At 67.1% G+C, this 15,325-nt stretch carries 13 protein-coding genes; 8 read left to right on the top strand and 5 right to left on the bottom strand.

Annotated features, from left to right (window positions below; genetic code table 11):
* The 4 genes from HPF_RS18930 to ppc all read right to left on the bottom strand — a co-directional run bounded on the left by HPF_RS18930 (position 1) and on the right by ppc (position 5,156).
* Positions 1–669, bottom strand: coding sequence for a site-2 protease family protein (locus tag HPF_RS18930; RefSeq protein WP_066153294.1), 669 nt, complete (start codon positions 667–669; stop codon positions 1–3).
* A 4-nt stretch (positions 670–673) separates the two neighbouring features.
* Positions 674–1,315, bottom strand: a complete 642-nt coding sequence (locus HPF_RS18925; RefSeq protein ID WP_066153299.1) for an L-threonylcarbamoyladenylate synthase — start codon at positions 1,313–1,315, stop codon at positions 674–676.
* 102 nt (positions 1,316–1,417) lie between these two features.
* Positions 1,418–2,272, bottom strand: coding sequence for a 3',5'-nucleoside bisphosphate phosphatase (locus tag HPF_RS18920; RefSeq protein WP_066153302.1), 855 nt, complete (start codon positions 2,270–2,272; stop codon positions 1,418–1,420).
* A 52-nt stretch (positions 2,273–2,324) separates the two neighbouring features.
* Positions 2,325–5,156, bottom strand: a complete 2,832-nt coding sequence (gene ppc, locus HPF_RS18915) for a phosphoenolpyruvate carboxylase (protein ID WP_133157520.1) — start codon at positions 5,154–5,156, stop codon at positions 2,325–2,327.
* Between the two features lie 149 nt (positions 5,157–5,305).
* Between ppc and hemC the strand changes: the two genes are divergently transcribed.
* Genes hemC through HPF_RS18895 form a run of 4 tightly spaced genes read left to right on the top strand, consistent with a single transcriptional unit; the run spans position 5,306 to position 9,563 of the window.
* Complete coding sequence (hemC, locus tag HPF_RS18910; RefSeq protein ID WP_127807342.1) at positions 5,306–6,262, top strand: hydroxymethylbilane synthase; 957 nt, start codon at positions 5,306–5,308, stop codon at positions 6,260–6,262.
* A gap of 3 nt (positions 6,263–6,265) precedes the next feature.
* Entirely contained in the window at positions 6,266–7,111 is an 846-nt protein-coding gene (locus HPF_RS18905; RefSeq protein WP_243721620.1) for a uroporphyrinogen-III synthase, read from the top strand.
* On the top strand, positions 7,108–8,250 hold the full coding sequence (locus tag HPF_RS18900) for a uroporphyrinogen-III C-methyltransferase (RefSeq protein WP_133157519.1): 1,143 nt from the start codon (positions 7,108–7,110) through the stop codon (positions 8,248–8,250). Before HPF_RS18905 ends, HPF_RS18900 begins: the two co-directional genes overlap by 4 nt.
* Positions 8,250–9,563, top strand: a complete 1,314-nt coding sequence (locus HPF_RS18895; RefSeq protein WP_341785642.1) for a heme biosynthesis protein HemY — start codon at positions 8,250–8,252, stop codon at positions 9,561–9,563. The genes HPF_RS18900 and HPF_RS18895 overlap by 1 nt, the downstream gene beginning before the upstream one ends.
* A gap of 105 nt (positions 9,564–9,668) precedes the next feature.
* On the opposite strand, the gene HPF_RS18890 is transcribed toward HPF_RS18895, so the two are convergent.
* Entirely contained in the window at positions 9,669–12,572 is a 2,904-nt protein-coding gene (locus HPF_RS18890; RefSeq protein WP_133157518.1) for an Rne/Rng family ribonuclease, read from the bottom strand.
* On the opposite strand from HPF_RS18890, the gene HPF_RS23785 reads away from it, so the two are divergent.
* From HPF_RS23785 to HPF_RS18875, 4 genes are all read left to right on the top strand, one after another.
* Entirely contained in the window at positions 12,571–12,927 is a 357-nt protein-coding gene (locus tag HPF_RS23785; protein ID WP_207959215.1) for a hypothetical protein, read from the top strand. The genes HPF_RS18890 and HPF_RS23785 overlap by 2 nt on opposite strands.
* Positions 12,928–13,203: 276 nt before the next feature.
* The gene (locus HPF_RS18885; protein WP_133157517.1) at positions 13,204–14,190 is read left to right on the top strand and encodes an RluA family pseudouridine synthase; all 987 of its coding nucleotides are present in this window, start codon (positions 13,204–13,206) and stop codon (positions 14,188–14,190) included.
* A 34-nt stretch (positions 14,191–14,224) separates the two neighbouring features.
* On the top strand, positions 14,225–14,575 hold the full coding sequence (locus HPF_RS18880) for an H-NS histone family protein (protein ID WP_243721619.1): 351 nt from the start codon (positions 14,225–14,227) through the stop codon (positions 14,573–14,575).
* 90 nt (positions 14,576–14,665) lie between these two features.
* On the top strand, positions 14,666–15,325 hold the full coding sequence (locus tag HPF_RS18875) for an HAD family hydrolase (protein WP_133157516.1): 660 nt from the start codon (positions 14,666–14,668) through the stop codon (positions 15,323–15,325).

Here is a 15,325-nt window from a genome sequence, read left to right as displayed (position 1 = left end):
TCAGAACAGCAGGGCGCGCACGGGTGTCAGCAGCAGCTCAATCAGCGAGTTGGTCAAACCCATCAGCGGGTACATCCAGAGCGAGCCGATCACGCCCATGATGACCAGACCCATCACGATGAAGAATCCCCAGGGTTCGATGCGCGAGACCATCACGGCCTGCTTCCAGGGCAGCAGGCCGACCAGGATGCGGCCACCATCCAGGGGCGGCACTGGAAACAGGTTGAAGGCGAACATCACGAGGTTCACCAGCACGCCAGCGCGGCCCATTTCCAGAAAAAACCGCTCGTCCACACCTAAGAAGATCATCAGGTACAGCGCCAGGGTCCAGCCGATGGCCTGCGCCAGGTTGGCGCCTGGCCCGGCCAGCGCCACCCAGACCATGTCCCGCTTGGGGTTCCTCAGACGCCCGAACTGCACCGGCACCGGCTTGGCGTAGCCGAACAGGAAGGCCCCGGACGTCGCGAAATACAGCACCAGTGGCATGAGGATCGTGCCGATCGGGTCGATGTGTTTGATCGGGTTGAGCGTGATGCGGCCCAGCTTCCAGGCGGTGTCATCGCCGAAGTGCCGGGCGGCGTAGCCGTGGGCCGCCTCGTGCACCGTGATGGCGAACAGCACGGGCAGGGCGTAGATGGCGACGGTTTGAACGATCTGGGCGAAATCCATCGGCCTATTGTCCCAGACCCAGGATTTGCAGCTCCCCGCGGCCCTCGCGCACCACCTCGGGCTCGCCACCGGCGCCCATCGCGGTCAGGTCGATCACGGTGGTGGGTTCCAGAGCGCAAGCGCCCGCATCGATCACGCCGTCGACCTCGCGTTCAAAGCGCTCGCGGATCTCGCTGGCGTCGTTCATCGGGTCGCTTTCGCCCGGTGCGATCAGCGTGGTGGCCAGCAGCGGGGCGTTGTGCAGGTCCAGCAGCGCCAGCAGGGCAGCGTGCTGCGGCACACGCAGCCCGATGGTCTTGCGCGAGGGGTGGCTCACCCGCCGGGGCACCTCCTTGCTGGCTTCGAGGATGAAGGTGTAGGGCCCCGGCGTGGCCAGCTTCAGCAGCCGGTACTGCCGGTTGTCAACCTTGGCGTAGCTGGAGAGCTGGCTCAGGTCGCGGCAGAGCAGGGTCAGGTGGTGCTTGTCGTCGACCTGGCGGATGCGGCGCAGCCGGTCGGCCGCGGCCTTGTCGTCCAGGTGGCAGGCCAGGGCGTAGCTGGAGTCGGTCGGCACGGCGAGCACGCCGCCCCGTTCAAGCAATTGCACCGCCTGCTTGAGCAGTCGCGGCTGGGGGTTGTCGGGGTGGACTTCAAAGAACTGGGACATGACGCGATTGTGCGCTGGACAGAGCGTGGTTTCAGCCTTGCGGTGGCAGCCAGGCCAAGCCCACAACGGCGCAATGGCCGTGGACAACCGGAAGCGCAGCCGTCACTGGATGCGCGATTCGAGCAGGGACCAGACCGGCGTGACGCCGCCCGGCAGGTCGGGCAGCTTGCCCAGGTCGGTGTGGCTTTCGTCGGGGCTGTGGAAGTCGCTGCCGCGCGAGGCCAGCAGATCGAACTCGCTGCAGAACTCGGCGTATTTCACATAGTCGGCCTGGCTGTGGGCGCCAGTGACCACCTCGACACCACGGCCCCCGTGCGTGCGGAACTCGTTGAACAGCGCGAATTCTTCGTTGGCGGTGAACTTGTAGCGGGCGGGATGAGCGATCACTGCGACACCACCGGCGCCGGTGATCCACTTCACCGCATCACCCAGGTTGGCCCAACGGTGCGGCACGAACCCGGGCTTGCCCTCTGCCAGGTACTTGCGGAACACGGCGTTGGTGTCGGGGCAATGGCCTGACTCGACGATATAGCGGGCGAAGTGGCTGCGCGAGATCAGGTCGGGGTTGCCGACGTATTTCATCGCGCCTTCGAAGGCGCCGGGAATGCCCGCGCGCGCCAGCTCCACACCCATCTGCCGGGCGCGTTCCTCGCGGCCGCCACGGGTCTGGCGCAGCCCGTTGACCAGCGCCCGATCGGTGGGATCGAAGCCCAGCCCGACGATGTGCACCGTGACGTTGGCGAACGTGACCGAGATTTCGGTGCCGGTGAGGTAGGGCAGACCCACCTGCCGGGCCGCCGCTGCCGCGCGCTCCTGACCGCCGACCTCGTCGTGGTCGGTCAGCGCCCAGAGTTCGACGCCATTGGTCTTGGCCCGGGGCGCGAGCTCCTCGGGCATGAGCGTGCCATCCGAGACAACGGAGTGGCAGTGCAGGTCGGCGTTGGTCAAATGGGTCACCTGATCATTTTAGTGGCCGCCCTCTGCCCCCGCTGTCGTCGCGGGGATGGCCTCAGCCGGTGTTCCGCAGACCAGCTGCGATGCCGTTGATCGAGAGGTGGATACCCCGGCGCACCTTCTCATCCTCGTTGTCCAGATCACCCGACCGGTGGCGTTGTACCAGTTCGACCTGCAGGTGGTGCAGCGGGTCGATGTAGGGGAAGCGGTGGCGCACCGAGCGTTGCAGGGCTTCGTTGTTGGCCAGCCGCTGCTTCTCGCCGGTGATCAGGGTCAGGGCTTCGGCCGTGCGGTGCCACTCGGCCTCGATGGCGTCGAACACCTTCTTGCGCAGCTTCTTGTCCTCGACCAGCTCGGCGTAGCGCGTGGCCAAGGCCAGGTCGCTCTTGGCCATCACCATGTCCATGTTGGACAGCAGGGTGCTGAAGAAGGGCCATTGCTTGAACATCTTCTGCAGCAGCTCCTTGCGCTGGGTCTGGCCCTTGGCGCCGCCGCCCTTGAGGAAAGCCTGGACCGCCGAGCCGAAACCGTACCAGCCAGGCAGCGTCAGGCGGCACTGGCCCCAGCTGAAGCCCCAGGGGATGGCCCGCAGGTCTTCGATCTTCTGCGTCGCCTTGCGCGAAGCGGGGCGCGAGCCGATGTTGAGTTCGGCGATTTCGCGGATCGGTGTCGCGGCGAAGAAGTACTCGGGGAAGCGCGGCGTGTCGTAAACCAGCGCGCGGTAGGCCTTCATGCTGGCGATGGACAGCTCGGCGGCGGCGTCCAGGAAGGCCTTGGGCGCGTTGCGCGTGGGCTGCAGCAGCGTGGCCTCCAGCGTGGCAGCGACCAAGGTTTCGAGGTTGCGCCGACCGATCTCGGGGTTGGCATATTTCGAGCCGATCACCTCGCCCTGTTCGGTCAGCCGGATCTGGCCGCGCACCGTGCCCGGCGGCTGGGCCAGGATAGCCTGGTAGCTCGGGCCACCGCCGCGACCGACGGTGCCGCCGCGGCCGTGGAACATGCGCAGACCGATGGTCTTCTCGGCCCCCGCGTTGAGGTGGTCGAACAGCTCGACCAGCGCGATCTCGGCGCGGTAGAGCTCCCAGTTGCTGGTGAAGATGCCGCCGTCCTTGTTGCTGTCGGAGTAGCCGAGCATGATGTCCTGCTCGCCATAGCCGTCGGCCGCGCCGCGCAGCACCATCTCGCGCACGCCCGGCAGTGCGTAGTACTCGCGCATGATGGGTGCGGCGTTGCGCAGGTCTTCGATGGTCTCGAACAGCGGTACCACGATCAGGTCGGCCACGGCGTCCTCGCCAAGCAACCCGTGGACCAATCCCACTTCCTTCTGCAGCAGCAGGACTTCGAGCAGGTCGCTGACTGTTTCGGTGTGGCTGATGATGGCGTGTCGGATCGCCGCATTGCCGTAGCGCTGTCGTGCCAGGCGCGCGGTTTCGAAGATGGCCAGCTCGCTCTGCGCGTGGGCCGAGTAGTCGACGCCAGGCACCCGCAGCGGCCGCGCGTCGTTGAGCTGTTTCAGCAGCAGGGTGCGTTTGGCGTTTTCGTCGAGGGCGCTGTAGTCCGGCTCGATGCGGGCCGTGGCCAGCAGTTCGGCCACCACCTCTTCGTGTTTGTCCGAGCTCTGGCGGAGGTCCACCGTGGCGAGGTGAAAACCGAACACCTCCACCGCACGGATCAGCGGCCGCAGGCGGCCGCGCACCAGGTGGGCGCCGTGGTGCGCCAGCAGCGAGGCTTCGATGGTGCGCAGGTCGGCCAGCAGCTCTTCGGGGCCGCTGTAGGGGTCCTGCGGTGCGATGGCATGCCGTGCCGCTTCGCCGCCGGTGAGCGTCTGCAGGGTGGCGGCCAGACGGGCGTACATGCCGGTGAGGGCGCGGCGGTAGGGTTCGTCCTGGCGGTGGGCGTTGCGATCGGGCGAGCGCTCGGCCAGCGCCTGCATCGCGGGCGAGACCTGCGTGAGGATGGCCGAGACCGAGAGCTCGGCGCCGAGCAGGTGGATCTGGGTCAGGTGGTGGCGCAGCACCATCTCGCACTGGCTGCGCAGGGCGAGGTCCAGTGTGGGGGCGGTGACGTTGGGGTTGCCATCGCGGTCACCGCCGATCCACTGACCCATGCGCAGGAAGGGCGCGAGGCCCTCGGCCGCGGCCTCGCCGAGCCCCTCTTCGAGCTCGCGGTACAGGCGCGGGATCTCGCTCAGGAAGGTGGCCTGGTAGTAGCTGAGCGCGTTCTCGATCTCGTCGGCCACGGTGAGCTTGGTGTAGCGCAACAGGCGGGTCTGCCACAGCTGCGTGACGCGGGCGCGCAGCTGCAGTTCGTTGTCGGCCAGCTCGCGCGGCAGCAGGTGGTCGCGCTCGGCCAGCAGGCGGGCGATGTCGCGCTCGGCGTCCAGGATGCTCTTGCGCTGCACCTCGGTGGGGTGGGCTGTAAGCACGGGGGAAATGTGCGCTTCGGCCAGGGTCTGCACGATCTGCGGCGGCGCGATGCCGGCCTTGTGCAGGCGTTGCAGCGTCATGGCCAGGCTGCCGGGCTGCACATCGCCTGCGCGTTCGTGGATGGCGCGGCGGCGGATGTGGTGGCGGTCCTCGGCCAGGTTGGCCAGGTGGCTGAAGTAGGTGAAGGCGCGGATCACGCTGACCGTCTGCTGGCCCGACAGGCCCTTGAGCAGCTTTTTGAGCGTCTTGTCGGCCGATTCGTCGGCGTGCCGGCGAAACGCCACCGAGAGCTGGCGGATCAGCTCGATCAGTTCGAACATCGCCTTGCCCTCCTGTTCCCGGATCACATCACCCAGGATGCGGCCCAGCAGGCGAATGTCTTCGACCAGGGGCAGGTCCTTGTCGGCGCTGGCACGGCTGCGGGATGCGGGGGCGGCTTTGCGGGCGGGGGAGGGGCTCATGCGGGGTGGTGGCGAGGGGATGCCGAGAGAGGTATTGCTGAAAATTTGGGCAGGGGGCATGCTAGCATCCAAAGTTCCCCGCACCGTTACCAACGGGGTACGAAAACGCCGGTTCCGGCCTGATCTTTTTTTGATAGTGCACCGTGTCCATTTCAATCCCGCCCGCCCCGCTTGACATCACGATCGCCACGCGGGAGAGCCGTCTGGCGCTGTGGCAGGCCGAGCACGTCAAGGCGCTCTTGCAATCTCTGGGCCACCGCGTGACGCTGCTGGGCATGACGACCCAGGGCGACCAGATCCTGGATCGCAGCCTGTCCAAGGTGGGTGGCAAGGGTTTGTTCGTGAAGGAGCTGGAGGTGGCGCTGCAAGAGCGGCGGGCCGACATCGCCGTGCACTCGCTCAAGGACGTGCCGATGGACCTGCCCGACGGGTTCGCCCTGGCCTGTGTGATGGAGCGCGAAGACCCGCGCGATGCCTGGGTGTCCGCCACCTGTGCCTCGCTGGCCGACCTGCCCAGGGACGGGGTGGTCGGTACGTCCAGCCTGCGCCGTCTGGTGTTGCTGCGCGAGGCGCTGGACCGTCTGGGCCGGCAGGACGTGCGCATCGAACCGCTGCGCGGCAACCTCGACACCCGCCTGCGCAAACTCGACGAAGGCCAGTACCACGCCATTGTGCTGGCGGCCGCTGGTCTCAAGCGTCTGGGCCTGTCTTCGCGCATCCGCGGCATCTTCGACCCCGAACAGTCGCTGCCCGCCGCCGGGCAGGGCGCGCTGGGCATCGAGATTCGCAGCGACCGCACCGATCTGATGCAGGCCCTTGCGCCGCTGGTGCATATGCCCACTTGGTTGCGCGTGGCGGCCGAACGCACGGTTTCCCGCGCCATGGGCGGCAGCTGCTCGATGCCGCTGGCCGCCTATGCCCGCTGGGACGCCGAGGCGCCGCAGACCCTGCGCCTGGACGCCGCCTGGGGCGATCCCGAGGGGCGCTTGGCGGTGGTGAGGGTGCAGGAGCAGGCGCGCGTCGAGACGCTCGAACAGGCGGAGTCCCTGGGTCACCGGGTGGCGCAGGCCCTGCGCGCCGGTGGTGCCCGCGCAGCGGGAGGCTGAGCCTTGGCCGGGCACGCGGCCGTGCCGTCCCGCTGGTCCCGGGTGATCGTGACGCGGCCCGCCGGCGAAGCCGGTGCATGGGTGGCGGCGCTGCAGGCCCGGGGATGGGAGGCGCACAGCCTGCCCCTGATCGACATCGGCGCGCCGCGCGATCCGCAGGTCCTCGCGCGGCTGCGCGATGTCCAGGCCCGCTGGAGCCACTGGGACGCCCTGATGTTCGTGAGCACCGCGGCGGTGCAGCACTTTTTCGACGGTGTGGTTCCTGATGCCGGGACGCATCGGGCAGGCACACGGTTCTGGGCGCCGGGGCCGGGCACGGCGCGAACGCTCTCGGTGGCCTTGCAGCGTCTCGGCCTGGGGCCCGAGCGGATCGACCAGCCACCGGCCGATGCACTGCAGTTCGATTCCGAGCATCTGTGGCCTGTGGTGTCGTCTCAGGCGAAGCCTGGTGCCCGTTTGCTGGTGGTGCGGGGCGTGTCCACCTCGGCCGACGGCGTGCCCATGGGTGGGACCGAGGGCAGTGGGCGCGAGTGGCTGATGGAGCAGTGCCGCGCACGCGGGGCCGCGGTTGAGGCCTGCGCCGCCTACGAACGGCATGCGCACCGGTGGACCCCGTCTGACCGGGCCCTGGCAGAGCAGGATGCCCTCTGGCTCTTCAGCAGTTCAGAGGCGGTGGCCCATCTGCGGACGGCGATGCCAGCGGCCGACTGGTCCCGCGCCGGGGCCTTGTGCACCCACGAACGGATCGCGGCGGCGGCGCGGGCGGCGGGCTTTGTACACGTGTACACCAGCCGCCCGTCATTGCCCGATGTGTTGGTCGCCCTAGAATCGGTGCGGAGCCCGATATGAGCAACGACACTCCCGAACCTTCCCCCGCTGCGCCGACCCCGGTTCTTCCCGTGGTGACCACCGGCTCAGGCTCCCCTGCACCTGCCCGGCGCGGTGGGGTCTGGCTGGGCGCGCTGGCGCTGCTGCTGGCAGTGCTGACGCTGATGATGGCCGGCCTGCTGTGGCAGAAGGTGGATTTCACCCAGAAGGAACTGGCGCGCCGCACCCAGGTCAGCGAAACCCAGTCGTCGGAAACACGGACGGTGGCGGCGCAGGCCGAGGCCCAGGTCAAGGAACTGCAGGCGCGTCTGGCGGTGGCCGAGGTCCGCCTGTCCGAGGTCAGTCTGCAGCGCTCCCAGCTCGAAGAGCTGATGCTGGCGCTGTCCCGGTCCCGGGACGACAACCTGGTGCAGGATCTGGAGTCCTCCCTGCGCCTGGCCCAGCAACAGTCTCAGCTCACCGGCAGCGTGCAGCCGTTGCTCGCGGCCCTGCAGTCGGCCGATGAGCGCATCGCCCGGGCCGCGCAGCCGCGGCTGAACCCGGTCCAGCGCGCCATTGCGCGCGATGTGCAGCGCATCCGCAGCACCTCGGTGGCCGATGTGCCCTCGCTGGTACAGCGGCTGGACGAGCTGGTGCAACGGGTGGATCAGTGGCCGGTGCCCAACGACGTCGGCCCCCGTTCACCGGCGGCACGCAAGGCGTCTGGCTCCGGCAGCGCCTCGACAGCATCCGCGAACCCTGCCGAACCTGTCGCGCCCGCGGCCGGCGGCTGGGACCGCGCGGTGCAGACCTGGTCCGGCTTCTGGTCGCGCGTGTGGGAGGAAACCACCCGCAGCGGACGGGAGCTGGTGCGGGTGAGCCGCATCGACCGGCCTGAAGCGGTGTTGCTGGCGCCGGAGCAGGCGTTCTTCCTCCGGGAGAACCTCAAGCTGCGGCTGCTCAACGCGCGGCTCGGCCTGCTGGCCCGCCAGATGGACGCGGTGCAGGACGACCTCAAGACCATCGATGCGGCACTCGCTCGCCACTTCGACACCACCGCTCCCGACGTCGCGGCGGCCCAGGCCGCAGTGACGCAGCTGCGCGCCGAACTGGTGCTCACGGAATGGCCCCGGCCCGAAGAGAGTCTGGCGGCGCTCGCGGTGGCCGCGGGAGGACGCTGATGAACGGGCCGCGGCGCCAGCGGGGTGCGATGCGCAATGTCTTCTGGTTGCTGGGTCTGGCCGCTCTGGCTGTGGCCCTGGCACTGCTGACCGGACACAACCAGGCCATGGTGAGCCTGTTCTGGCCGCCCTACCGGTTCGATGTCTCGTTCAACTTTGTCCTGTTCTGCCTGGTGGCGGGTTTCGTGCTGCTGTACCTGGCCCTGAGGGCATTGAGCATGTTCCGCGAGCTGCCCCGCCAGGCGCAGCGCTGGCGCAGCCAGCAGATGGAGCGGGCGGCGGTCGGCGCGCTGATGGACGCCTTGTCCAACCAGATCGCTGGCCGCTTCGTCCGTGCGCAGGCGGCCGGGCTTGCGGCGCTGGAACAGCTCAACAGCCACCCGGCGGCCCAGTGGCCACGGCGTGGACAACTCCAGCAACTGGCCCACCTGCTGGTGGCCGAAGCGGCTCAATCGCTGCAGAACCGCAGCGCCCGCGACGAGCACCTGCAGGCGGCGCTGCATCCGAAACTGGCCAAGGAGTCGACCGAGGCCCGTGAGGGTGCCCTGATGCGGGCGGTCCGCTGGGCGGTCGAAGACCGTGACCTCCAGGCGGCCCGCAGCCACCTGGACGAACTTCCCCAGGGAGCGTCCCGCCGCATCCAGACGCTGCGCCTGAAGCTTCGGGTGGCGCGTCTGGGGGGAGCGACCGCCGAGGCACTGGAAGCAGCGCGTCTGCTCGCCAAGCACCGCGCCTTTTCGCCAGAGGCCTCGCGCAGCATCGTGCGCGGTCTGGCGCTGGACGCGCTGCGCGAGGCGCACGACCTGGCCCAGCTGCAATCCGTGTGGTCGCGCCTGGATGCGTCCGAGCGCGCCATGCCCGAGCTGATCCTGGCGGCAGTGGAGCGTGCCCATCGGCTGGTGGCCCTGGCGCCTGACGAAGACATGGCAGCACAGGCCCACGAATTGACCGGTGGCTGGCTGGAACCCGTCTGGCAGGGATTTGCTGCACTGGATGAGGGCTTGCAGCACAAGCTGGCGCTGGCAATGGAACCCGGGCTGATGCGGCTGGACGCCACGGGGCTGGCGCGTCTCGAACAGAGCCAGCGGCAGTGGCCCAACAACGCCTACCTGCAGTACCTCACCGGTCAGGCCTGCCGGCAGCGCCAGCTCTGGGGCAAGGCGTCCCAGTTGCTGGGCCAGGCCAGCCACAGCCTGCGCGAACCGGCCCTGCTGCGCCGCACCTGGTGTGCCCTGGCGTTGCTGGCGGAGGAACGCCAGGACCAGGCGGGTGCCCAGGCCGCGTGGAAGCGGGCGGCGCTGCTGGGCGACTGAACTGCCGGCGGGCTGGTTTGCCCGCTGCCTTGCAGCCACCATTGACACAAAGAAAAAGCCGACCTCAGGGTCGGCTTTTTCTTTGCTGGGAACCTGAGTCCGTGATCAGCGGTTCTCGAACGGGAGGCTCACATCGCGCAGGTCCTTGCGGGTCTCCACCAGCACCAGCGGGCCTTCATCGACCAGCACCACCGGCCTGGGTTCGCGGGGCACATGGATCGGCCTGGGCTCTGCAGCGATGGCGGCCTGGATCTCGGCGACCTTTGCTGCATCCGAATTGACCCATTCGAGCCCGCTGGCCTGTGCCACGCGGTGCAGGTCGTCCATCGACAACGTGTACGGCACGACCTTGGGCATGCCGGCGGTTGCCGCCGCGACCGAAGGCGCGGGGGCGGCGGGAGCCACCACATCAGGAATCACCGCGACCGGTTCGGCCACCACCACGGGCGCGGGCTCGACCTGTGACGGCGCTGGGCTGGCGGGCTGGGTGAAGTAGCTGCGCACCGGGCGTTGCTCGTCCTGCTGGTCGGCGGTCACCAGGGCCACCGGCTCCGCACCTGCGGGGACTTCTTCCCTGTTTTCACCGTCACGAGGCGCGCGCTCGCGGCGGTCGCGGCCATAGCGGTCGCGGCTGCGGCGTTCGCGCGGCGCGCGGGGTGCGGCGGCATCGCCTTCCGCCATCTCTGCGGGCGCTGCCTCGGACGGCTCCGAGGTCATCGCGTCAGCAGGGGCTGCGTTGAGCAGCGCGGTGTCCGCCACGCCTTGTGATGCGTTGTCGCCGGGCTCCTGCCCCTGGCGCCGGCGGTTGTCACCACGGCCACCACGGCGTTCGCGGCGAGCGCCTTCGGCGGCGGCCTCAGGTGCTTCACCTGCCGGCGTGGTGGAGACCTGTCCTTCCAGTGCGGTGCTGTCGGCGACCTGGTCCTGGCGGTTGTCCCGGCGGTTGTCGCGACGACCTCCGTTGCGACCCTGTCCCTCGACGCGCTCGCCCCGCGGTTCGCCGCTGCGACCCTCGGCGCGGTGGTCACCACGGCGGCCTTCACCATTGCCGCGGCCCTGGATCTCGGTGCGCTCTCCCCGGTTTTCGCTGCGGGGCGGGCGGTTGCCCTGGCGCTCGCCGCGGTCACCGCGACCTTCGCCATTGCGGCCACCACGACCACGGCCGTCCCTGGACGACTTGCCTTCGCCGCGATCTGTCTTCGGCGCCTCAGCAGCGGCCGGTGCCGGAGCAGGCGTCACTGGTACTGCAGCGGGTGCCATGCCGAACAGGCTCTTGAGCCAGCCAAAGAAGCCTTTTTCGGCGGGGGCGGCGGCACGCGCTGGCGCGGGCTCGACCACCACCGCAGGGGACGCGACCACCGGTGCGGGCGCAGCCACCTCGGGCTTGGGCGCAGCCACTGGTGCCGGGCCGTCGGGCAGCACACCCTTGATCACCGGCTCCTGCTTGTTGGTGCGCTCCTGACTTCGGCGCGTGAAGCTGGCCACATCGTCCACTTCCTCGGCCAGCTTGTAGCTGGAGTCGAGGTTGTCCAGGCGCGGATCGTCGTGCTTGAGACGCTCGAGCTTGTAGTTCGGCGTGTCCAGCGACTTGTTGGGCACCAACAGCACGTTGATGCGCTGCTTGAGTTCGATCTTGGTGATCTCGGTGCGCTTCTCGTTGAGCAGGAAGCTGGCCACTTCAACAGGCACCTGCACCAGCACGGCGGCCGTGCTGTCCTTGAGCGACTCCTCCTGGATCACGCGCAGGATCTGCAGCGCCGAGCTTTCGGTGTCGCGGATGTGGCCGGAACCGCCGCAGCGCGGGCAGGGGATGGACGAGCCTTCGCTGAGCGTGGGCTTCAGGCGCTGGCGGCTCATTTCGAGCAGGCCGAACTTACTGATGGAGCCGAACTGCACGCGGGCGCGGTCCTGGCGCAGCGCGTCGCGCAGGCGGTTCTCGACCTCGCGGCGGTTCTTCGACTCTTCCATGTCGATGAAGTCGATCACGATCAGGCCACCCAGGTCGCGCAGGCGGGCCTGGCGCGCCACCTCGTCGGCGGCTTCCAGGTTGGTGCGGGTCGCGGTTTCCTCGATGTCACCGCCCTTGATGGCGCGCGCCGAGTTCACGTCCACCGCCACCAGCGCTTCGGTCTGGTCGATCACGATGGCGCCGCCGCTGGGCAGCTGCACGACGCGGCTGTAGGCGGTCTCGATCTGGTGCTCGATCTGGAAGCGGCTGAACAGCGGCGCGTCGTCGCGGTAGCGCTTGACGCGGTGACCGTGCTCGGGCATCACGTGGCTCATGAACTGGTGAGCCTGCTCGTAGATGTCGTCGGTGTCGATCAGGATCTCGCCGATGTCGCTGTTGAAGTAGTCGCGGATGGCGCGAATCACCAGGCTCGATTCCTGGTAGATCAAGAAGGCGCCCTTGCCACCCTTGGCCGCGCCGTCGATGGCGTTCCACAGCTTGAGCAGGTAGTTCAGGTCCCACTGCAGTTCGGCCGCCTCACGGCCGATGCCGGCGGTACGGGCGATGATGCTCATGCCGTTGGGATACTCCAGCTGGTCCAGTGCCTGCTTGAGTTCCTGGCGGTCTTCGCCCTCGATGCGGCGGCTGACGCCACCGCCGCGCGGGTTGTTGGGCATCAGCACCACATAGCGGCCGGCCAGGCTCACGAAGGTGGTGAGGGCTGCGCCCTTGTTGCCGCGTTCTTCCTTCTCGACCTGGACCAGCAGTTCCTGGCCTTCCTTGATCACGTCGTTGATGCGGGCCTGGGAGGGCGAGGCATTGCCCTGGAAGTACTGCTTGGAGATTTCCTTGAACGGCAAGAAGCCGTGGCGGTCTTCGCCGTAGTCGACGAAGCAGGCTTCGAGCGAGGGCTCGACGCGGGTGACGACGGCCTTGTAGATGTTGCCCTTGCGCTGTTCGCGCCCTTCGATTTCGATTTCGTAGTCGAGCAGTTTCTGCCCGTCCACGATCGCCAGGCGGCGCTCTTCGGCCTGCGTGGCGTTGATCAGCATGCGCTTCATGTTGCGTTTCCTTTTCACTGTCGCTGACAAGGCGCGCGGACAGGCCGCACACCAGGATGCCGTGAGCCAGCGAAAGAACGCGAACGGGAGGAATTGCCGGAGAGCCGTTGACCCGGTGATGTCCCGACTGCATCGGGTGGTCTGTCGGCAGGGGCTGTGCGCACAGCGGCGCGCCAAGGCCCTGCGGCCGGGTCAGGGCGTAGGCGCGTGGATGTGGGTGAGCAGGCAGGGCATGACGGATGTCGTTGACATGGATCTTGCCGTTTCGGTCACTGTCTTCACTTTGTCCTCGGTCAGCCGCCCCTGCCCGCCTGTGGCGTTGCAAGAAGGGCTGACCGATTGGGGTATTCCGTAATCTGGTTCGCTATTCTTTTGTCGGCTCTCCTGCGGCTTCCGTCCGGATCGCTTCCCGCCATGGTGACGTCAGGGACGCCGTGCGCAGGATGGTTCGAGCCGGGTGCCACAGGTGGCACGGGTCGTCAATCGCATCCGGTTTCAGCCTTGCTGTTCCGGGTCGCTGGACGTGACTGCCTTAAACTCAGGAAAATCAATCACTTACAACGCACGACTGGCGTGACACATTATAGGGGGCTGCCCCTGATGATGGCGCAGGTCTGATGGTGTTTTTCCCTTGAATTCTCCAGTTTCTGACGGTCCTGTGGCCGTGCGACATCTCCTTGTGGACGAGGATTCGGCCGGGCAACGGCTGGACAACTACCTGTTTCGTGAGCTCAAGGGTGTTCCCAAGACCCACATCTACCGGATCATCCGTTCGGGTGAGGTGCGGCGCAACAAAGGCAGGATTTCGGCAGACGACCGGGTGCAGGCCGGGGATGTGTTGCGCATTCCTCCCATCCGGCTGTCCGAGCGTCCGGCCGAGAAAGCGGCGCAGCCGGTTCCTGTGCGCGATTTCCCGGTCATCCATGAAGACGACGCATTTCTGGCGCTAGACAAACCGGCGGGTGTGGCTGTGCATGGGGGCAGCGGGGTCAGTTTCGGGGTGATTGAACAGTTGCGCAGGTCACGTCCGGATGCCCGTTTCCTTGAGTTGGTCCATCGGCTGGATCGCGAAACCAGCGGTCTGCTGTTGATCGCAAAAAAGAAAAGTGCCCTGAAGTCGCTGCAGGATCAGTTCCGCGAGCGTGAAACCGGTAAAACCTATTTGGCTCTGGTCCGGGGGCGCTGGCCTTCCAAACTGAAAGTTTTAGACCAGCCGCTGCACAAATACCTGCTGCCCGATGGGGAGCGGCGGGTACGGGTGGTCGAATCTGCCCATCCCGATGCGATGCGCGCTGTTACGCTCGTGGCGGTGCGTAAACATCTGCCCGCGCCCTCTGGGCTGGAGGCGGTTTGCCCGGATGGATTGAGTTTGCTGGAAGTCACGATCAAGACCGGGCGCACCCATCAGATTCGTGTCCATCTGTCCCATGCCGGCTATCCAATCGTTGGGGACGACAAGTACGGGGATTTTGATTTCAACCGGCTGTTGGCGAAGGCTGGTTTGCGCCGCATGTTTCTTCATGCATGGCGATTGCGCCTGACTCATCCTATTTCTGGTCAGTCGATGGAGTTACATTCTGAATTGCCTTCCGAGCTTGGGTCTTGGGCAGACTCCTGAAAATCCCATTAGAATTTCTGCCGGCATCGTTGGGATGTCCATATCGCTGAAATTTACCAATACCAAAGGAAACGCAATGGCAACCTATTCTGAACTGATGGCACAGGCGCAGGCATTGATGAGTCAGGCCGAGCAGGCGCGCAAGAACGAACTGGCCGCCGCTATCGCCGACATCAAAGCGAAGATGAAGGAATATGGCATCACGGTGACTGATTTGGGTGGTGCAGCGGCTGGCGCCAAAAAGGCCGCCAAGTCGAAATCCAAGGCTGTCGCCAAGTACCGTGGCCCCAACGGGGAGCTGTGGGCCGGCGGCCCGGGCCGCAAGCCGGAGTGGGTGCGCGCGGTGCTGGCTGCGGGCAAGAGCCTTGAGGATTACCGCATTTGAGGGTGTAAGAGCCCCAACGCACACAGGGCACCTGCGGGTGCCTTTTTTGTTGAGCCGCAGCAATAATCGACTGCTTTCGACTCCCTTTCCATGCGCCTACGCCAATACGACCTCATCGCCTTCGACTGGGACGGCACCCTGTTCGACTCCACCGCCATCATCGTGCGCAGCATCCAGGCAGCGGTGCGGGACGTGGGGGGGGCGGTTCCGAGCGAGGCGGCGGCCAGCTACGTGATTGGCATGGGCCTGATGCAGGCCCTTGCCCACGCGGCGCCCGACGTGCCTCCTGAGTTGTATCCCCGGCTGGGTGAGCGTTACCGCCATCACTACCTGTCCCATCAGCACGACATCAGCCTGTTCGATGGCGTGCTGCCCATGCTGGCATCCCTCAAGGAACGTCACCACTGGCTGGTGGTGGCGACGGGCAAAAGCCGGCGGGGGCTGGATGAGGCGCTGGATGCCGTGGAGCTTCGGGGCGTGTTTGATGGTTCCCGCACGGCCGATGAAACAGCCGGCAAGCCCAGTCCGCTGATGCTGGAGCAACTGATGCGCGAGTTCGGTGTCGACCCTGGCCGCACCCTGATGATCGGTGACACGACCCACGATCTGCAGATGGCGGTCAATGCCGGATGTGACAGCGTCGGAGTGAGCTATGGCGCCCACGAACCCGCCGCGTTTGCGTCGTTGTCACCCAGGTTTGTCGCCCACTCGGTCGGAGAGCTGAGCGATTGGTTGAAGGCACATGCCTGA

This window comes from Hydrogenophaga pseudoflava (assembly GCF_004353865.1).
GTDB lineage: Bacteria > Pseudomonadota > Gammaproteobacteria > Burkholderiales > Burkholderiaceae_C > Hydrogenophaga > Hydrogenophaga pseudoflava.
The sequence above is the reverse complement of the archived record's forward strand: the minus strand, read 5'-3'. Positions and strand labels throughout refer to the sequence as shown.